Source organism: Actinomyces culturomici (assembly GCF_900499005.1).
GTDB classification, from domain to species: Bacteria; Actinomycetota; Actinomycetes; order Actinomycetales; family Actinomycetaceae; genus Pauljensenia; species Pauljensenia culturomici.
On record NZ_LS991316.1, the window covers coordinates 64,889 to 83,643 of the forward strand.

An 18,755-nucleotide genomic window follows, 5' to 3' on the forward strand; every position below is an offset into this window, starting at 1 on the left:
TGCTCTCGGTGAGAGGGGAGTGCGGACAAAGGGGGAGCGGATAGGAGGTCGGAACCCCTTGATCGGCGGGGCGCGGCGCGCTAGCCTCTCCTCATCCGGAAACCCGTATGCGTGGTTTCGGTTTCCACAAGGAGGTGGCCGTGTCGTCCGATGCCGAGGAACTGCGCCGACGAATCCTCGTCGCCGCGATCGATCTGTGGATCGAGAAGGGCGCCGGGTTCACGATGTCCGAGCTCGCGACGAGCCTGCGGATCTCGAAGAAGACCCTCTACGTCGAATTCGCCGATAAGGAGGACCTGCTCGCCAGTGCCGTCGACCACTGGTTCGACGAGGTCAAGCGCGCCGAGCGGGCGATCATCGACGACCCGACGCTCTCGACCCTCGAGAAGGTCCGTCGCGTCATCGTCGTTCAGCCGCCGGGGCATCGGACGATCGCCTGGGCCGATGTCGCGCCGAGCGCGCTCAAGCACCCCAAGGTCCACCGCCGCGTCCTCGATCGCCTCGAATCCGGGTGGGAGCCGACGCTCGACCTGCTGCGCGCGGGCATCGAGGCGGGGGAGATCCGCCCCGTCGACCTCGACGTCGCCCGGGGCGTCATCGAGGGCGCGTTCGAGCGCCTCCTCGCTCGCCCCGAGACGAGCGCCGACTGGACGCGCACCCTCGACGCGATGATCGACCTCATCATCGGGGGCCTCGCCCCGCGCCCCGGGGAGTCCGATGCCGAGGAGGACGCATGACCCGCTACGCGCTCAACGACGACTGGAAGTTCACCCCGACCTGGGACGACGCGCTTCTCGGCGCGAACGCCGCGGACGCGGAGGGCCTCGAGCCCGTCCGCCTGCCGCACACCGTCGCCGAACTCCCGCTCGACTCCTTCGACGACCACGACTTCCAGCTCCTCTCCGGCTACGTCCGCGCCCTCGACGTCCCCGCGTCGTGGGCCGACCGGACCGTGCGCCTCGTCCTCGACGGCGCCGCCCACCGCGCCGAGGTCTTCTGCAACGGGGCGCTCGTCGGCGTCCACGAGTGCGGGTGGACCGCCGCCGAATTCGACCTCACCGCGCACCTTGAGCCCGGCCGCAACGTCCTCGCCGTGCGCCTCGATTCGCGCGAGACCCTCGACCAGCCGCCCTTCGGCGGGGTCGTCGACTACCTCGCGTACGGCGGCCTCTACCGCGAGGCGCACCTCGAGGTGACCCCGCGCGAGCGCCTCGCCGACGTATTCGTGCGCGCCGACCATCGCGGCGCCCTCACCGCCGAGGTCGCCGTCGCGAACGCCCGGCCCGGCCTCGCCCTCCTCGCGTCCGTTGTCGACGCCTCGGGCGCGGTTCTCGCCTCCTCGCGCACGCCGATCGACGAGGCCGGGGCGCAGGCGCCGAAGGAGGGAGCTGAAACAGGCGCCGTCTCGACGCTCTCCCTCGACCTGCGCGTGCCGAACGCCCGGGCCTGGAGCCCGAAGGATCCCACTCTTCACGTGCTGCGCTGCGCCCTCGTCGATGCGAATGGAAGCGAGCTCGACGCGCGCGACACGCGCTTCGGGTTCCGGACGATCGCGTGGGCGGCCGACGGGCTCTACGTCAACGGCGAACGGGTCCACCTGCGCGGACTCAATCGGCACCAGTCGTACCCGTACATGGGGTACGCGGCGCCCGCCCGCGCGCAGCGGCTCGACGCGGACATCGTGAAGGACGAGCTCGGCTGCACCGTCGTGCGGACGAGCCACTACCCGCAGTCGCACCACTTCATCGACCGGTGCGACGAGATCGGGCTCCTCGTCGTCACTGAGCTGCCGGGCTGGCAGCACATCGGCGGCGACGCGTGGAAGGACCGGGCGGTGCGCAACGTCCGCGACATGGTCCTCCAGTGGCGCAACCACCCGTCGATCATCGCGTGGGGCGTCCGCATCAACGAGAGCGCGGACGACGACGCCCTCTACGAGCGGACGAACGCGGCGGCGCATGAGCTCGACTCGACGCGGCCGACGACGGGCATCCGGAACTTCCAGAAGTCGCACCTCCTCGAGGACGTGTACGCGTACAACGACTTCGTCCACTCGGGAGGCAACCGCGGGTGCGACCCGAAGAAGCGCGTGACGCCGGACGCGTCGAAGGGCTACCTCATCTCCGAGCACAACGGGCACATGTACCCGACGAAAGCCTGGGACGACGAGGAGCACCGCCTCTCCCAGGCGCTGCGGCACGCGCGCGTTCAGAACGACGCGGCGGCCGGCGAGGGGATCTCCGGGGCGATCGGCTGGTGCTTCGCCGACTATCAGACCCACCGGGACTTCGGGTCGGGCGACCGGGTGTGTCACCACGGCGTCCTCGATCAGTTCCGCAACCCGAAGCTCGCGGCCGCGCTCTACGCGAGCCAGGCCGATCTCGCCGAGGGAGAGGAGGCGATTCTCGTCCCGTCCTCGTCGATGGACATCGGCGAGCACCCGGGCGGCGCGCTCGGAACGATCGCCGTGTTCACCAACGCGGACTCGGTGCGCCTCTACCGCAATGACGATCTCGTCGGGGAGTTCGCCCCGGACCCGAAGCGCTACGGCGCCCTCCCGCACCCGCCCGTCCTCATCGAGGACACGGTCGGCGAACTCCTCGAGCGCCACGAGGGCCTCGATCACCGGACGTCCGAGCAGATCAAGAAGGTTCTGCGCGACGCCGCCAAGTACGGGCCCGCGGGCCTCCCGCCCGCGACGATGGCGACCGCCGCGTGGCTCATGACCGCCAAGGGCTTCACCCTCGACGAGGGCACCCGCCTCTACAACCGCTGGATGGCCTCCTGGGGCGGCGAGGCCGTCGTCTGGCGATTCGACGCAGTCAAGGACGGATTGGTCGTCGCCTCGGCGCGGCGGGCGCCGGGAAACGAGCTGCAACTCGTCGCCGACGTCGACACGACGCGCCTCGTCGACGGGAAGACCTGGGACCTCGCGACCGTGAGGATCCGCGCGATCGACGAGTACGGCGCCCCGCGCACCTACGCGCGCCGCGTCGTGCGGATCTCCCTCGAGGGGGATGCCGCGCTCGTCGGTCCCGACGTCATCGACCTCGCCGGAGGCGGGGCCGGAACCTACGTGAGGACCCTCGGGCGCGCGGGGAGTGCACGCCTCACCCTCAGCTGCGACGGGGCCGAACCGGTCTCGATCGACTTCACCATCGAGCGCGAGGGGGCGCCGACATGGAACTGACGACACGGACGGGCAGGGGCAGGAAGTTCGGCTACGGCGTCGGAGCCGTCGGCAAGGACATGGTCTACGCCCTCGTCTCCGGGTTCATTCTCTACTTCTACAACGACGTCCTCGGGGCCTCGGGCACCTTCATCGGCGTCATGATGATGGCGGCCCGCGTCTTCGACGCGTTCAACGACCCGATCATGGGCGTCATCGTCGAGAAGACCCGGACCCGCTGGGGCCGTTTCCGCCCGTGGATCTTCACGGGCACGCTGACGAACGCCCTCGTCCTCTACGCGATGTTCGCCGTGCCGAAGGGCATGGAGGGCTCCGCGCTCCTCACGTGGATGACGGTCGCCTACTTCCTCTGGGGCATCACCTACACGCTGATGGACATCCCCTTCTGGTCGATGATCCCGGCGATCACGAGGCCCGGCAAGGAGCGCGAGGCGATGGCCGTCATCGGCCGCACCTTCGCCGCCCTCGGCTTCGCGGTCCCGACGATCGCGACGATGCTCGTCGTCGTCCGCGTCGGGTCGGGCGAGCGGGACGGCTTCGCGTTCTTCGCCGCGGCGGTCGCCGTGTTCTTCGTCGTCGCCGAGCTCGTCATGGTCGTCCTCGTGAAGGAGGACGTCGGAGCGAAGACCGACGCCGACGGCGCTCCCGGGGCCGCGCCCGCCGCGATCTCGGGTGCCGCCGAGCCCGAGCGCTCCCCGCGCATCTCCGAGATGTTTCGCGCCCTCCTCGCGAACGATCAGGCGATGGTCGTCGTCATCGGCATCGTCGTCTTCAACGCGTCGCTCTACCTCACGACCCAGCTCGCCGTGTACTTCTTCAAGTACGACATGGGGAATTCGGACCTCGTCAGCCTCTTCGGCGCGGTCGGCGGCGCCGGTCAGATCCTCTCGATGGCGTCCCTGCCGCTCTTGCGCAAGAAGTGGAGCGCGAAGACGATCCTCTCCGGCTCGATCTCGATCACGATCCTCGGCTACCTGCTCCTCTTCGCGATGTCGCTCGCGGGCGTCCGCCAGATCGCGGCCCTCGCTCTCTGCGCCTTCATCATCTACATCGGCTTCGGCCTGGCGACGGTGCTGACGACGGTGTTCCTCGCCGACTCGGTCGACTACGGCGAGTACAAGACGGGCCGTCGCGACGAGGCCGTGATCTTCTCCATGCAGACCTTCGTCGTCAAGCTCGCCTCCGCCGTGTCGGTGCTCCTCGCGGGCGTCGGCCTCGACGTCATCGGCCTCGACCCGGCCGCGGCGACGCAGACCGCGGGGACGCTCATGGGGCTGCGCGTCCTCATGATGATCGTCCCGATCGCGGGCATCGCCTTCGCCCTCGTGTTCCTCCGCCGCCGCTACCGCCTCGACGAGGCGGAACTCGCCCGCATCGGCGCGGCCATCGGGAAGGATGTTCACGAGGCCGGGGCCGGCGCGTCCGCGCCGGAAACCGTGACGGGGGAGTGAGGAGCCGGGCATGATCCGATTCGTCGACGGCGTCTGGTGCGTCGAGACCGAGCGCACCGGCTACTACCTCGCCGAGCGCGGGCCCCTCGTCGAGCACCTCCACTACGGGGCTCGACTCGAGCCGAGCCTTGAGGCGCTGCGCGCGCCGATCGCGGTCGCGATGGGCACCGACGTCGTCCACGACGAATCGGCGGATCCGAACCTCTCCCTCCTCCACCTCGGACTCGAGGTCTCCCCGCTCGACAAGGGCGACTTCCGGACGCCGATGCTGGAAATGCGCGGGCCCGACGGCTCGGGCGTCCACGATCTGCGGCTCGAGTCGATCGAGGTCCTCCCGCAGTGGCCCCAGTCCGCGGACCTCCCCGAGGTCCGCGGACTCGGTCAGACGCTCGCCGTGCGCGTCCGGTCGGGCGCGAGCGCCCTCGTCGAACGGTTCTACGCCCCGGCCGAGGATTGCGACGCGATCGTCGTGCGGACCCGCGTGACGAACGGGGGCGCCGGGGATCTGCGTCTCGAGCGCGCCCTCACCTATCAGCTCGATCTTCCCGGCACCGGATGGGACGTCCTCTCCTTCACAGGCGCGTGGGTGCGCGAGTTCGCGCCGCATCGGGCGAGGCTCGACGCCGGCTCGATCGTCCTGGGGTCGCGCTCGGGAGTCTCCTCGCACTACTGCAACCCCTTCTTCGCCGTGTGCGCGCCCGAGGCTGGCGAGGAGCACGGCGCCGCCTACGGGTTCAACCTCGTCTGGTCGGGCTCCCACACCGCGATCGTCGAGGCCGGCCCCTACGCCTCCACGCGCGTCACGGCCGGCATCCAGACGGAGGGTTTCGCCTGGACGCTCGCCCCCGGCGAGTCCTTCGAGACCCCCGCCGCCGTCCTCGCCTACTCCGACGCCGGCCTTGACGGGCTCAGCCAGTGCCTCCACGCGCTCGTTCGACGCCGCGTCGTCCCCTCCCGATTCGCCGGGGCCGCCCGCCCCGTCCTCGTGAACAACTGGGAGGCGACGTACTTCGACGTCTCCGAGAAGCGCCTCGACGCCCTCGCGAAGTCCGCGGCCGAAGTCGGGGCGGAGCTCTTCGTCCTCGACGACGGATGGTTCGGGCGGCGGACCTCTGACGAGCGGGGGCTCGGCGACTTCGACGTCAATCGCTCCCGGTTGCCCTCCGGGCTCGACGGGCTCGGCGCGCGCCTGCGCAAGCGGGGACTCGACTTCGGCCTGTGGGTCGAACCGGAGATGGTGAGCCGCGACTCCGCGCTCTTCGACGCCCATCCCGACTGGATCCTCGCCTCGCCCGGGGTGGAACCCTCCCCGAGCCGCCACCAGTTCGTCCTCGACCTGTGCCGGACCGAGGTGCAGGACCACGTCATCGCCCGGATCGGTGAGCTCCTCGACTCCGGGCCGATCCGCTACGTCAAGTGGGACATGAACCGGCACCACTCCGATAGGTTCAGCGCGGCCCTTGCCGAACAGGGGCGCCTCGACGTCGCGTGGACGCTCGGCCTTTACCGGGTCCTGCGCGAGGTGACCGGCGCCCACCCGGACGTCCTCTTCGAATCGTGCGCCTCGGGCGGCAACCGCGTCGACCTCGGGATGCTCGCCTACATGCCGCAGGTGTGGCTCTCCGACGACACCGACGCGTGGGAGCGGGCGCGCATCCAATCGGGCGCGAGTTACGCCTACCCGCAGTCCGTGTGGGGCTCGCACGTGTCGGCCTCGCCCAACCACCAGACGCTCCGAGTCTCCGGCATCGAGGCCCGCTTCGACGTCGCCGCCTTCGGGCTGCTCGGGTACGAGCTCGACCTCGGCGCCCTCGCGCCCGCCGAGCGCCGCGCCGTGCGCGCCCAGATCGACTTCTACCGGAAGCACCGCGAACTCCTCCAGTTCGGGGAGTGGCACCGGCTCCGCTCGCCCTTCGACGGGGACGAGTGCGCGTGGATGGTCGTCGCCCCCGACCTCGGCAAGGCGGCCGTCCTCGAGATGGTCGGGCGCGTCCGGCCCAATTCCGACCAGACGCCCCTGCGCCTGCGCGGCCTCGACGCCGCCGCCCGCTACCGCGTGACGACGCGCCGGGAGTCCCTCGACCCCCGCGTCTTCGGGTCTCTGCTCAATCAGGCGCGGCCGGTGAAGGTCGACCACGAGGGCGCGCTCGTTCGCGCGGTCGTCCGACACAAGCTCATGACGACCGAGGCCTTCGAGGTCGAGGCCTCGGGCGCCCTCCTCATGAGCGCCGGGCTGCGGCTGCCCCAGCGCTTCACGGGGACCGGATTCGCCGACGGGATGCGGGCAATGCCCGACAACTCGGCGCGGATCCACCTCCTTGAGCGCCTCCCCTGACGGGCCTTCTCCGCCCCGCCCCCTCACCGAGAGCATCACCTTCGCGCGTCGAGGGGATCTCCTCTCCACCCTTCCGGTCCGTCGCGTTCTCGCTCATTCGCCGGGGGAATCCCGTACCCCGGCGGATTCGGGCACTTTCGTCGGATTCGGGCACGCGCGATCCGCAGTGCGCCCGAAACCGGCCCGTACCCCTGCAGGATCGGGCACTTAGCCCGGAATCGGGCTCGTTCCGTTCGCTGTGCGTCCGAAGTCGGCCGACACCCCAGCGGATTCGGGCGCACATGCCGCAATCGGTCACACGTCGCCTCATCGAGGGGGATCTCATCCCCGCCCAACCGGCGCTCGGCCCCGGCCCCGTCGATTTGGGACGAAAATGCCAAGGCGCGGAACTACTCTTGTTCGGTGCGAATCAGGCTGACCTCGAAGGAGAGAAATGCCCGCTGTTAAGCCGCTCATTGCCATCGCCGCAGCCGCAGCGACAGCCGTTGTCGGTGGAGTGGTCGGTGTTTCGCTGCTCGGGCCACAGATGGCGACCGTCAAGAGTGTGACCGACGGAGACACGATCGTCGTCACGTTGGACACGGGGGGCGAAGAGCGTGTCCGCTTCCTCAATGTCAACGCCCCGGAGCTCCATGGTGAGCAACCCGAGACCTGCCTCGGCCAAGAGGCGAAGGAGTTCACGGAGTCCGTACTCCCCGCCGGCACCCGAGTCGAACTGAAGACCGACCGCGAGAAGCGGGACCGTTACGGCCGCCTGCTCGCCGGCGTCTACGTCGGAAGCGACTTCGTCAACGAGGACCTCGCTCGTGCGGGACTCGGAGTTCCCATGACGATCGAGCCGAACACGAAATTCCGCGCCGCAATCGAGGCCGCGAACGCTGACGCGAAGACTTCAAAGGCAGGCATCTACGCCGACTCCGTCGAGTGCACCCCGCAGGCATTCGCACAGGCCCAGTCGGCTGCGCTCACGCAGCTGACGACTGCAGCAATTGCGACGGGGACGACCAGCGAGACTATTGCCGCCGTGGACACGCGACGTGCGGATGTCAACGCGATCATCAAGGCAATCGCCGCTTATCGAGCGGCGTATTCCGCTGTCAACTCCGCCGAGTCCTTTAGTCGATTCGCCTTCGGGGACCTCGATGGGATCGACGAGTTCGCCTCGATTGAGCGCAAGTCCACGTCCGTCGACAACGGGCTCGCGGCGCAGCGCGCGGATCTCGTGGTGAAGGCGGAGGAAGAACGGAAGGCGGAAGAGGCTCGGAAGGCAGAAGAGGCCCGCTTGGCCGAAGAGGCGCGGAAAGCGGAGGAGGCGCGTCTCGCCGAGGAGGCGCGCCAGGCGGAGGCCGCGCGGATCGCCGAACAACAGCGTCAGGCCTCCGAGGCCGCTGAGAACTACTCGGGCGGCGGATCAAGTGGAGGCGGGTCGGAGGGCTCAACGTCCAGTGGGGGATCCGAAGGTGGATCTTCGAGCTCGGGAGGAACGTCTGGAGGTTCCTCCGGCGGCGCTTCGATCGACACGTACACGGGCTGCCGCGCCTACGGCGGCGGGTACCCGCCGAATGCGATCGACTCGAAGGGGAGGCCGTACACGAAGATCGATTGCACCACGAAGGCGCCGATCTGATCCCTTCCCTCCTTCCGACGCCGGCCCCGGCCTCGTCGATCCACCCCGAGAGCGGCGGACCGCGGGCGAAAGCGCGCAGGCGACTGCGCGCCGGGTTGCACACGAATGCGAATAGGAGCGCTCGGGCGCCGGGGCGGGGCGGGCTCGCTAGTGTGCGGGGCATGGACATGAGGGCGGCGGTGCTCCGCGGAATCGGCGATGTCGGGCTCGAGACTCGAAAGGTTCCCGAGCCGGGGCCGGGCGAGGTCCTCCTGAAGATCGAGGCGAACACGATCTGCGGGACGGATTTGCGGATCATCTCGGGCGCGAAGACGGCGGGCGTGCGGCCCGGCGTCATCATGGGTCACGAGTTCGCCGGGCGGATCGCCGCGATCGGCGAGGGCGTCACCGGGTACGAGGTCGGACGCCAGGCGACCTGCTCGATCGTCCTGTCGTGCGGGCGGTGCGGGCCCTGCCTCATCGGGCGCGAGCACCTGTGCGAGAATCTCCGGCTCATCGGCTACGAGATCGACGGCGGCCTCGCCGACTATCTCCTCGTTCCCGCCGAGGCGGTCGCCCGCGGGAACCTCGTCATGGCGCCGCGGGAGCTCGCGCCGACGCTCCTCGCCCTCGCCGAGCCCCTGAGTTGCGTCCTCAACGGCGCCGACCTCGTGGCGACGCGGCCCGGGGATTCGGTCGTCGTCCTCGGCACGGGACCGATCGGGCTCCTCCACATCGCGCTCGCGAAGGCGAGCGGCGCGACCCGCATCATCGGCGTCGGCCGCCCCGGGCGCCTGGAACCGGCGACGAAGGCGGGCGCGACTGACGTCATCGGGCTCGAGGGGCCGGAGATGGTCGCCGAGGTCAAGCGGCTCCTTCCGGCGGGAGCCGACGTCGTCATCGTCGCGGTCGGCGCGCTCGAGCTCGCCGAGTACGCGCTCGAGATCGCGGGCATCGCCTCGCGCGTCAGCTACTTCGCGGGCTTCCCCAAGGGGTCGATGGCGCAGATGGACCCGAACCTCATTCACTACAAGGAGATCCAGGTGACCGGCGGGTCGAATGCGCGCCGTTCGGACGTGCGCCGCGCCGTCGACCTCCTCGCCTCCGGCTCCCTGTCCGTCGACCACATCGTCTCGCATGTCTTCCCGCTCGACCGCTTCGACGAGGCGCTCGCCGCCGTCCGCGACCGCGCCGGCCTGAAGATCGCCGTCGCGCCGCGGTAGGTCCGCGGGTTCATCGACGAGGGCGCTCCCAGTGCTTGCTTCACGGGGTCTTTCGAACGCTCGCGCGTGGGAAACGGGCGTGAAGCAAGCAGTGGGGAGCAGTGCGCGCGGGGAGACGGGGGCTCCTCCGGCGCCCCGGCCGCCCCTCGAACTCCCCGGCGGATCGCTCCGGCGGTCAGAGGCTCCAGTCGACCGGCTCCGCGCCCTGCTCGACGAGGAGCGCGTTCGCGCGGGAGAAGGGCCGCGACCCGAAGAAGCCGTAGCGCGCCGACATCGGCGAGGGATGCGGGGACTTGACGATCGGGATGCCCGCGAGAAGCGGCTCGAGCGTCTGCGCGTCCTTGCCCCAGAGGATCGCGACGAGCGGGCGGCGTCTCCCGGACTCGTCGGTGCGGTGGACGAGGGCGTCGATCGCGCGCTCAGTCACCTCCTCCCATCCGCGGCGCCGGTGGGAACCCGGGTTGCCGGGGCGGACGGTGAGGACCCTGTTGAGCAGGCACACGCCCTCGCGCGACCACTTCGACAGGTCGCCCGAGGTCGGCCGCGGCACTCCGAGATCGGATTCCATCTCGGTGAAGATGTTCTGGAGCGAGCGGGGAATCGCGACGCCGGGCTTCACGGAGAAGCTGAGCCCCATCGCATGTCCGGGCGTCGGGTAGGGGTCCTGGCCGACGATGAGGACCTTCACCCCGTCGAAGGGGTAGGTGAAGGCGCGCAGGACGTCCGTGCCCGCAGGGAGGTAGTTGAAGCCGTTCGCGATCTCCTCGCGGAGCATCGCGCCGAGTTCGTGGATCCGAGGTTCCACGGGGGCGAGGGCGGCGGCCCATCCCGGATCGACGAGGGCGGAGAGGGGCTGGGGCTCGATATCGGTCACCCGGCCAGGGTAGTCCGGGCGTCCCGATGCGCGACGGGTCGCCGAGGCTCGCCCGAGGCTCGCCCGAGGCGATGCGCGCGGTGCGGGCGTTCGGGCGGTTAGTCTGGTGGGGTGAGTTCTCAGTACCCTCGGGATGAATTCGACGTCGCCGGCGAGGACATGCCGGTCGGCATGCACCGTCCGCAGCCGTCGCGCTGGAAGTCCGTCTGGCCGTTCCTCGCGATCCTCGTCATCGGGCCGTTGCTCGGCTGGGGCGCGAGCGCCCTCCTCACGATGCGCGACACCTCGACTGCCGGCCAGTCGAGCGCGAGCGTCTCGACCGCCCAGTCCGCATCCTCCTCCGCGGCTCAGTCGGACCAGACGGCCATGGCCCAGTCGGAGTCGACGGCGGCCGCGACCGACACGACCCAGTCGGAGTCGACGAGCGCGGACACCGCGCAGTCCTCGCAGGATGAGAACACGATCGTCGATCACAACGTCAAGATCTCCGTCCTCAACGGCACGGGCACGAACGGCCTCGCCGCGCAGAAGGTGAGCGAGCTCGCCGACGCTGGCTTCCCCGGCGCGTCCGCTGCCAACGCCGAGGGTTGGGTCACCCAGGTCTCCACCGTCTACTACGAGGACCCCAACCTCAAGGCGAGCGCCGAGGCCGTCGGCGAGGCCCTCGGCATCACGAACGTCCAGTCGACGACCGGGCTCGGCGCCCCTGACGTCGTCGTCATCCTCCGATGAACTGACCTCGACCGAACCGTTCGCCCGCGGCGCGCTGCGCCGACGGCGAACACGATGAGCGAGCGGAGCGGCCGACCGGGACTCCCCGGTCGGCCGCTCCGCCGTTCCGTCCGGAATACCGGCCGAATCCCTTCCTTCCGACCGATGCCCCGCCCCGCCCTCGTCGATCCCGACGAGGGCGGCCTCGTCTTGCACTCGCATGGGCCGAGTGCCAGACTTGGCGTTGGCACTCGCCCAGGCAGAGTGACAAGACCATCGGGTCGGTGAGGGGAGCCGAGGCGCGGCACAGGGCCGCGAGCAGGCGCTCCGTCCGTCGCGGGCACCGCCCCCGATCCGCATCGCGGAAGGAAACAGACAGAATGTCCAAGATCATCCACTTCGACGAGGACGCCCGCCGCGGCATGGAGCGCGGCCTCAACCTCCTCGCCGACACCGTCAAGGTCACCCTCGGCCCCAAGGGCCGCAACGTCGTCCTCGACAAGAAGTGGGGCGCCCCGACGATCACCAAGGACGGCGTCTCCGTCGCCAAGGAGATCGACCTCGAGGATCCGTTCGAGCGCATCGGCGCCGAGCTCGTCAAGGAGGTCGCCAAGAAGACCGACGACGTCGCCGGCGATGGCACCACCACCGCGACCGTCCTCGCCCAGGCGCTCGTCCGCGAGGGCCTGCGCAACGTGGCCGCCGGTTCGAACCCGATCGCCCTCAAGCGCGGCATCGACCAGGCCGTTTCCGCGATCGTCGCCCAGCTCCACGCCGACGCCAAGCCGGTCGAAACGACCGAGCAGATCGCCGCCACCGCCTCCATCTCCGCGAACGACCCGGAGATCGGCAAGCTCATCGCCCAGGCCTTCGAGAAGGTCGGCGCCGAGGGCGTCGTCACCGTCGAGGAGACCAACTCCTTCGACACCACCCTCGAGACCACCGAGGGCATGCGCTTCGACAAGGGCTACCTCTCGGCCTACTTCGTCACCGACACCGAGCGCCAGGAGGCCGTCCTCGAGGACGCCTACGTGCTCCTCATGGACTCGAAGATCTCGAACGTCAAGGACATCGTCCCCGTCCTCGAGAAGGTCATGCAGACCGGCAAGCCGCTGCTCATCGTCGCCGAGGACGTCGAGGGCGAGGCCCTCGCGACCCTCGTCGTCAACAAGATCCGCGGCACCTTCAAGTCGATCGCCGTCAAGGCCCCCGGCTTCGGCGACCGCCGCAAGGCGATGCTCCAGGACATGGCGATCCTCACCGGCGGCCAGGTCATCTCCGAGACCGTCGGCCTCACCCTCGAGAACGCCGACCTCGAGCTCCTCGGCCGCGCCCGCAAGGTCGTCGTCTCCAAGGACGAGACGACGATCGTCGAGGGCGCCGGCGACCCGGCCATGATCGACGGCCGCGTCCGCCAGATCCGCCAGGAGATCGAGAACACCGACTCCGACTACGACCGCGAGAAGCTTCAGGAGCGCCTCGCCAAGCTCGCCGGCGGCGTCGCTGTCATCAAGTCCGGCGCGGCCACCGAGGTCGAGCTCAAGGAGCGCAAGCACCGCATCGAGGACGCCGTCCGCAACGCGCGCGCGGCCTCGGAGGAGGGCCTCGTCGCCGGTGGCGGCGTCGCGCTCATCCAGGCGGCCAATAGCGCCCTCGGCGCCCTCGACTCGCTCACGGGCGACGAGGCGACCGGCGTGAACATCGTCCGCGTCGCGATCTCCGCGCCGCTCAAGCAGATCGCCGAGAACGCCGGCCTCGAGGGCGGCGTCGTCGCCGACCGCGTCGCCTCGATGGAGGCCGGCCACGGCCTCAACGCCGCGACCGGCGAGTACGGCGACCTCATGGCCGAGGGCATCTCCGACCCGGTGAAGGTCACCCGTTCCGCTCTGCAGAACGCTGCCTCCATCGCCGGCATGTTCCTCACCACCGAGGCCGTCGTCGCCGACAAGCCCGAGCCCCCGGCCCCGGCCGGCGGCGAGGACGCGGGCATGGGCGGCATGTACTGAGCCGACCGCTGAAGATCAGGCGTTCGGCCTGATCAGAGCCACGTGGGGACCGATCTCTTCGGAGATCGGTCCCCACTGCGTGCTGTATTAGTACGGTTTTGCGCACCGCCGGAGGTAGATACGGACTGCTCCCTCGGGTGCGGAGTCCTCGACTTCGAGGAAGCGGGCGTCTTCGCTGCAAGTGCCGGTTCCTTCCACCGGCAAGTGCCTAGTCAGGCAAGCAGTCATGAGCGGCTTGACCCGCCCGGATGCAGTTGCCGCTCGGGGCCGCGGTCTCGATCAGGGCGGGCGCCCTGTCGAGGCCGCTCATTCTGAATACCCTTCCATGTCGTCCACGATGCGCATCGCCCAGGCGAACGCCATCGCGGCCGTCTGAATCAGTTCTTCTTCAAGGTCGCCCGCGTGACCGATCCCAGTGTTCGCGTCCGGCGTGAGGCACCGGGCGACTTCTCCGACTTCCTCCATGAGGATGGCGAGCCTGTGCTCGTCGCTCATCTGGGGGTTGTACGGGGTGTTGCCGTTGTGCTCGCGGTCGGCGCGCACGTACTCGTCCACGATCTGACGGCGAACGTCTTCGGGTTCGGCGTTGAAGTGGTCGCCGACCCATAGGATGGCGGTGGATGCGACGGTGGCGAGTCTGCCCCAGCGTTCGAGTGCTTGATGCGGCTCCGTTGCGAGAGCAGCGCCTCCCACCGTCCCCGCGAGCGAAGCAAGAAACTCGTAATCGCCATGCGGGACGCCACCAATCCCGGCGGCTTCTGCCGTAATGCGACCAATACGATCTGCGTGCTTGTTGATGCGTGGAAGGCTCGGTGTCGTCATCTGATCTCCCTTTCCCGCTTGATGCTACCGCCCGCGGCATGCGCGCTTGCGCCGGTCCGGTAGGGGCGAACGCATCGAAAGGCTGCGCGCCTCACCCCGCGAAGAGCGAGGCCGACCGGGCCTCCGCGTCCGCGTAGACCTCGGCGGCCGCATTCATCTGCGTTCCGATCGCGTCGAGGGCCGTTTCGACCCGCACCTGCGTCGCCCTCCACCCGTCGACGCACGCCTGGAAGTTCGCCTGCGCGGCGCCCGTCCACGACCCCTCGAGGGCGAGGAGGTCGGCCATGAGCGCCTGCACCCGCTCCCGGATCTCGGCGCTCGTCGCGCCCACTCGCGCGGCGGCCGCCGCGACCTCGCTCGAATCGACCGCGTACATCGCCATGGTTTCATCCCTTCGTCTCGGCGGGCCGACGGTTCCGGCCTCGTGCGCGACGCTACGGGGTGCGGCGCAGGATCGACGAGGGCGGGCCCGCGCGCCTGTGGACGGGGGAGGAGAGAAGCCTCGGCTGTGGACGAGTTTCCCTGGGACCGGGATCAGGCTCTTGACGATCAGGAGAGGGCAGCCGCCGATGAGGTGCATCTCCTGGATCGCCGTCTCGGCGTGCGTTCGGGGTGGGGTCGGGTGTCGAGTGTGCGATCCGGGTATCGCTACGGCCCGGTTCGGTGCCTCGTATGACGTGGATCGCCGTCTCGGCGTGCGTTCGGGGTGGGGAGGGGTGTCGAGTGTGCGATCCGGGTATCGCTACGGCCCGGTTCGGTGCCTTGCATGACGTGGATCGCCGTCTCGGCGTGCGTTCGGGGTGGGGAGGGGTGTCGAGTGTGCGATCCGGGTATCGCTACGGCCCGGTTCGGTGTCCCGCATGACGTGGATCACCGTCTCGGCGTGCTCCCTCGCCGGTTCGCCGGAGTGCGCAGCGGCGTCCACGGCACTTGGCGGGTTTCGTGGTGTTTGGCGGCTTTCCCGGTGTTTGGCGGCGAAAAACGGGGCGATTTGACCCGCCAAACGTTTGAAAACCCGCCAAACGCTCGAAAAGGCGCCAAACGCGTGTTGCGGAGGGGAAAGGGAGGGGGAGTGCGAAACCCCTACTTGGCGGGCTTCGCCGGGAGAACCCCTACTTGGCGGGCGTCGACGGGAGGTCGAGCGCCTCGATCGCCATCTCGAGGGAGGAGGCCGAATCCTTCTCCGTGGAGACCGCGGGCGCGGGCTCCACGGGCGCGAGCTTCGGGAGAACGCCGGTCGAGGTGAACTCGTCGGAGGGGACGTCCTGGCAGACGTTCTTCTTGAGGTGGCGCCGCTTGATGATGATCGTGCCGGTCGCGGTGACGTCCTCATCGTGGACGGTATCGGGGAGGTCGTCGTCCTCGGTCGTCTCGTCGTCGCAGTCGGCGGTGGCCGCACCGCAGGCGCAGAGGGCGGAGTCGAGCTTCGCGAGCTCGACCTCGAGGTTCGCGCGGGCGGCGGACTCCCAGGCCTCGCCGAGCGGCGACTGGTAGAGCGGGTCGAAGGAGAGGAGCTTCTTCACGACGGCGCGGCGCGCCTCGAGGTAGGGGATCTCGTCGACGTCGGAGATCTCGGCGCGGAGGTTCTCGCGGAACTTCTTGTACTCCTGCGGCGAGACCGCGAGCATCGCGAGGTCGGCGTCGACGAGGACCTGTGCGTCGACGTCGGTGCGCGGGGCGCGGTGACGGGCGAGGAAGGTGAGGAGTTCGGCGACGCGGTCGACGACGTCCTCGCTGACGCCGAGGGCGGTGAGGCGCTCGCGGGTGACGTCGACGCAGACGCCGGCGGCGGAGACGGGGTCGGCGCCCTTGAGCTTGACGGAGAGGCAGCGGTTGAGGGCGGCGCCGTGGTACCAGGCGGCGACGCGGAGCACGTCCGGGTCGTGGGCGGTCGCGGCGAGCTCGTCGATGTGGGCGAGCACGTTGATGAGGTGCCGCGTGTTGTGGAGGCGGCGGCCCTCGTCCGACCAGCGCGCGACGAGCTCTCCGGCCTCGGCCTCGAGCTGCGCGACGGGAGCGGTGGCGCCGATCTCCTGCATCGTGTCGGTGAAAGAACTGAACAGCCACTGCGGCGCTTCAGCACCCATAACGACTCACTCCTGTTTCGGGAATACGGCCGAAATCGTAGCCACTCGGGAGGAGAAGGGCACTTCGGGTGGCGCTTCTCACGCGCGCGCGGAACCGCCGTTCTTCTCCTCGGTTTCCGAGGTCGCGGCCGATGCGTCCGCCGAGGGGGAGGTCTCGGGCGCCCCGGACGCGGGGGCGGGATCGGCGGATTCGGGCCGCGCATCGGACGGACGGGAGCGCTCGGAGTCCGCGCCGTTCGTCACCGGCAGTTCGATGCGGACGGTGAGCCCGCCGCCCTTCGTCTTCGTGAGGGTCGCTGTGCCCTTATGGGCGGCGAGGATTCCCGCGACGATCGCGAGGCCGAGGCCCGATCCGCCGTGGGAGCGGGCGCGCGAGGTGTCGGCGCGGTAGAAGCGCTCGAACACGCGCGTGCGGTCGGCGTCGGCGATGCCCGGGCCGTGGTCGCGGAACTCGACGACGGCGGCCGATCCGACCTTCCCGAGGGCGATCTCGACGGGGGAGCCGGCGGGCGTGTAGCGGACGATGTTCCCGATGACGTTGGTGAAGACCTGCTGGATGCGGTCGCGGTCCGCGGTCGTCACGAGCGTCATGGGGGGCTTGTGGCCCGCGAGCGAGCGCAGGCCGACGGTGCGCGTCGGGTCGAGGGCCTGGAGGTCGAAGACCGCGTTGTCGGCGAGCTTGACGAGGTCGAGCTCCTCGAAGTCGAGCGGGCGCCCCTCGTCGAGGCGCGCGAGGGTGAGGAGGTCCTCGACGAGGGCGGCCATGCGCGTCGACTCGGACTGGATGCGGCCCATCACCTCATCGACTCGTTCGGCGGGGACGCCGCCCATCGCATAGAGCTCGCAGTAGCCGGAGATCGCCGCAAGCGGCGTGCGGAGTTCGTGGGAGGCGTCGGAGACGAAGCGGCGGATCTTCCGCTCGGACGCCTGGCGGGCCTCGAAGGACTGCTCGACCTGGGTGAGCATCGCGTTGAGCGAGAGGGCGAGGGATCCGACCTCGGTCGTCGGCGGCTGCGGGGCGACGCGCTGCGTGAGGTCCCCCGCGGCGATCTTCCCGGCGGTCGACTCGATCGATCGGAGGGGGAGGAGGGAGCGTCGGACGAGGGTCGACCCGAGGGAGGCGCCGATGACGACGATGACGAAACCCGCGATCGAGAAGTAGGCGGCGGTCGTCCGCAGGGTTCGCTGGACGTCGGTGAGGGGCAGGGCGATCGTCATGACGCCGATCGGCTTCGAGGACGAGGTCGAGAAGACGGGGAAGGCGATGGCCCTCCAGTTCGAGCCCGTCTTCGTCGAGGAGACCGTGACGGGGCGGGTGATCCCGTCGTCCGTGTCGGGGATCTGGCCGATCTCGAGGAGGGCCGGGATTCGGGGCGTGCCCGAGGTTGTGAGCGTCGCCGGGTAGTAGTAGGTCGTGTCGGCCTGTCCCGCGAAGGATCCGCGGATGTAGTAGAGGGTGGGGAGCGCGGATTCGCCGGTCTGGATCGTCTGCCCGTTCGTCCCGATCACCGAGGTCGAGGCCGCGCGCAGCTGGTCGTCGACCTGGGAGACGAGGTGGCGCTGGAGCAGGCCGAGCATGACGGTGCCCGACATGACGAGCCCGAGGGCGAGGAGGGTCGTGATGAGGGCGACGAGCTGGGTCGAGAGGGGGCGCCTCTCCCATCCTTCGCGCAGGCGGCCGAGCGGGCCGGATCCCATCGCTCAGTCCTCGGCGCGCAGGATGTAGCCCACGCCCCGCTTCGTGTGGATGAGTTCGCCGGAGGCGCCCTCGACGGCAAGCTTGCGGCGCAGGTAGGAGATGTAGGACTCGACGATCGCGACTTCGCCGTCCCAGTCGTACTCCCAGACGTGGTCGAGGATCTGCATCTTCGAGACGACGCGCCCCTCGTTGATGACGAGGTAGCGGAGGAGCTTGAACTCGGTGGGGCTGAGGTCGATCTCGACGCCGGCCCTCGTCACCTCGTGGGCGTCCTCGTCGATGACGAGGTCGCCGACGCGGAGCTTTCCGTCGTCCTCGTCCGTCCCGATGGTCCGTCGCAGGATCGCGCGGATGCGGGCGACGACCTCCTCGAGGCCGAAGGGCTTGGTCACGTAGTCGTCGCCGCCGACGGTGAGACCCTGGATCTTGTCGCGCATGTCGTCGCGGGCGGTGAGGAAGAGGACGGGGATCTGGACGCCCGCCTCGCGGAGTCGGCGCGTGACGGTGAAGCCGTCCATGTCGGGGAGCATGACGTCGAGGACGATGAGGTCGGGCGACTCGTCCATGGCGGTCCGGTAGGCCGACTGGCCGTCCTCGGCGGTCGAGACCTCGAATCCGGCGAAGCGGAGCGAGGACGCGAGGAGGTCGCGGATGTTCGGTTCGTCGTCGACGACGAGGAGGTGGGCTTCTCCATCAGAGGCGTGGCGCGGCATGCGCTCATCGTCGGGCACGTTCCTGGATGTTGCCTGAA

The 18,755-nt window shown here is 69.7% G+C and carries 14 protein-coding genes; 8 read left to right on the forward strand and 6 right to left on the reverse strand.

Annotated features, from left to right (window positions below; translation table 11 throughout):
- Nucleotides 1–140: 140 nt before the first annotated feature.
- From DY157_RS00285 to DY157_RS00310, 6 genes are all read left to right on the forward strand, one after another.
- On the forward strand, nucleotides 141–737 hold the full coding sequence (locus DY157_RS00285; protein WP_160159380.1) for a TetR/AcrR family transcriptional regulator: 597 nt from the start codon (nucleotides 141–143) through the stop codon (nucleotides 735–737).
- A complete protein-coding gene (locus tag DY157_RS00290; protein WP_115726655.1) occupies nucleotides 734–3,190 on the forward strand; it encodes a glycoside hydrolase family 2 protein in 2,457 nt (818 codons plus the stop codon). Before DY157_RS00285 ends, DY157_RS00290 begins: the two co-directional genes overlap by 4 nt.
- The gene (locus DY157_RS00295) at nucleotides 3,181–4,641 is read left to right on the forward strand and encodes a glycoside-pentoside-hexuronide (GPH):cation symporter (RefSeq protein ID WP_115726656.1); all 1,461 of its coding nucleotides are present in this window, start codon (nucleotides 3,181–3,183) and stop codon (nucleotides 4,639–4,641) included. The genes DY157_RS00290 and DY157_RS00295 overlap by 10 nt, the downstream gene beginning before the upstream one ends.
- 10 nt (nucleotides 4,642–4,651) lie before the next feature.
- On the forward strand, nucleotides 4,652–6,976 hold the full coding sequence (locus tag DY157_RS00300) for an alpha-galactosidase (protein WP_115726657.1): 2,325 nt from the start codon (nucleotides 4,652–4,654) through the stop codon (nucleotides 6,974–6,976).
- A gap of 433 nt (nucleotides 6,977–7,409) precedes the next feature.
- A complete protein-coding gene (locus DY157_RS00305) occupies nucleotides 7,410–8,603 on the forward strand; it encodes a thermonuclease family protein (RefSeq protein ID WP_115726658.1) in 1,194 nt (397 codons plus the stop codon).
- Between the two features lie 161 nt (nucleotides 8,604–8,764).
- On the forward strand, nucleotides 8,765–9,805 hold the full coding sequence (locus DY157_RS00310; RefSeq protein ID WP_115727850.1) for an alcohol dehydrogenase catalytic domain-containing protein: 1,041 nt from the start codon (nucleotides 8,765–8,767) through the stop codon (nucleotides 9,803–9,805).
- Between the two features lie 175 nt (nucleotides 9,806–9,980).
- Here the strand turns inward: DY157_RS00310 and DY157_RS00315 are convergent, their stop codons facing one another.
- On the reverse strand, nucleotides 9,981–10,679 hold the full coding sequence (locus DY157_RS00315; RefSeq protein WP_115726659.1) for a uracil-DNA glycosylase: 699 nt from the start codon (nucleotides 10,677–10,679) through the stop codon (nucleotides 9,981–9,983).
- A 111-nt stretch (nucleotides 10,680–10,790) separates the two neighbouring features.
- Between DY157_RS00315 and DY157_RS00320 the strand changes: the two genes are divergently transcribed.
- Nucleotides 10,791–11,411, forward strand: coding sequence for a LytR C-terminal domain-containing protein (locus tag DY157_RS00320; protein ID WP_235827021.1), 621 nt, complete (start codon nucleotides 10,791–10,793; stop codon nucleotides 11,409–11,411).
- A 359-nt stretch (nucleotides 11,412–11,770) separates the two neighbouring features.
- Entirely contained in the window at nucleotides 11,771–13,396 is a 1,626-nt protein-coding gene (gene groL, locus DY157_RS00325; RefSeq protein WP_115726661.1) for a chaperonin GroEL, read from the forward strand.
- Between the two features lie 306 nt (nucleotides 13,397–13,702).
- Here the strand turns inward: groL and DY157_RS00330 are convergent, their stop codons facing one another.
- The 5 genes from DY157_RS00330 to DY157_RS00350 form a co-directional block, all read right to left on the reverse strand.
- Nucleotides 13,703–14,218, reverse strand: a complete 516-nt coding sequence (locus DY157_RS00330) for a nucleoside triphosphate pyrophosphohydrolase family protein (RefSeq protein ID WP_160159381.1) — start codon at nucleotides 14,216–14,218, stop codon at nucleotides 13,703–13,705.
- Nucleotides 14,219–14,309: 91 nt separating this feature from the next.
- Nucleotides 14,310–14,600: a WXG100 family type VII secretion target gene (locus tag DY157_RS00335; RefSeq protein WP_115726663.1), complete on the reverse strand. Its 291-nt coding sequence runs from the start codon at nucleotides 14,598–14,600 to the stop codon at nucleotides 14,310–14,312.
- A 730-nt stretch (nucleotides 14,601–15,330) separates the two neighbouring features.
- Nucleotides 15,331–16,305: an HD domain-containing protein gene (locus tag DY157_RS00340; protein WP_115726664.1), complete on the reverse strand. Its 975-nt coding sequence runs from the start codon at nucleotides 16,303–16,305 to the stop codon at nucleotides 15,331–15,333.
- Between the two features lie 78 nt (nucleotides 16,306–16,383).
- Complete coding sequence (locus DY157_RS00345; RefSeq protein ID WP_115726665.1) at nucleotides 16,384–18,003, reverse strand: sensor histidine kinase; 1,620 nt, start codon at nucleotides 18,001–18,003, stop codon at nucleotides 16,384–16,386.
- A 3-nt stretch (nucleotides 18,004–18,006) separates the two neighbouring features.
- Nucleotides 18,007–18,717, reverse strand: coding sequence for a response regulator transcription factor (locus tag DY157_RS00350; protein ID WP_115726666.1), 711 nt, complete (start codon nucleotides 18,715–18,717; stop codon nucleotides 18,007–18,009).
- Nucleotides 18,718–18,755 lie beyond the last annotated feature (38 nt).

Coding starts and splice junctions, on each gene's coding strand:
- DY157_RS00290 (WP_115726655.1), top strand. CDS start 734: ATGACCCGCTACGCGCTCAACGACGACTGGAAGTTCACCCCGACCTGG.
- DY157_RS00295 (WP_115726656.1), top strand. CDS start 3,181: ATGGAACTGACGACACGGACGGGCAGGGGCAGGAAGTTCGGCTACGGC.
- DY157_RS00300 (WP_115726657.1), top strand. CDS start 4,652: ATGATCCGATTCGTCGACGGCGTCTGGTGCGTCGAGACCGAGCGCACC.
- DY157_RS00305 (WP_115726658.1), top strand. CDS start 7,410: ATGCCCGCTGTTAAGCCGCTCATTGCCATCGCCGCAGCCGCAGCGACA.
- DY157_RS00310 (WP_115727850.1), top strand. CDS start 8,765: ATGGACATGAGGGCGGCGGTGCTCCGCGGAATCGGCGATGTCGGGCTC.
- groL (WP_115726661.1), top strand. CDS start 11,771: ATGTCCAAGATCATCCACTTCGACGAGGACGCCCGCCGCGGCATGGAG.
- DY157_RS00330 (WP_160159381.1), bottom strand. CDS start 14,218: ATGACGACACCGAGCCTTCCACGCATCAACAAGCACGCAGATCGTATT.
- DY157_RS00335 (WP_115726663.1), bottom strand. CDS start 14,600: ATGGCGATGTACGCGGTCGATTCGAGCGAGGTCGCGGCGGCCGCCGCG.
- DY157_RS00340 (WP_115726664.1), bottom strand. CDS start 16,305: ATGGGTGCTGAAGCGCCGCAGTGGCTGTTCAGTTCTTTCACCGACACG.
- DY157_RS00345 (WP_115726665.1), bottom strand. CDS start 18,003: ATGGGATCCGGCCCGCTCGGCCGCCTGCGCGAAGGATGGGAGAGGCGC.
- DY157_RS00350 (WP_115726666.1), bottom strand. CDS start 18,717: ATGCCGCGCCACGCCTCTGATGGAGAAGCCCACCTCCTCGTCGTCGAC.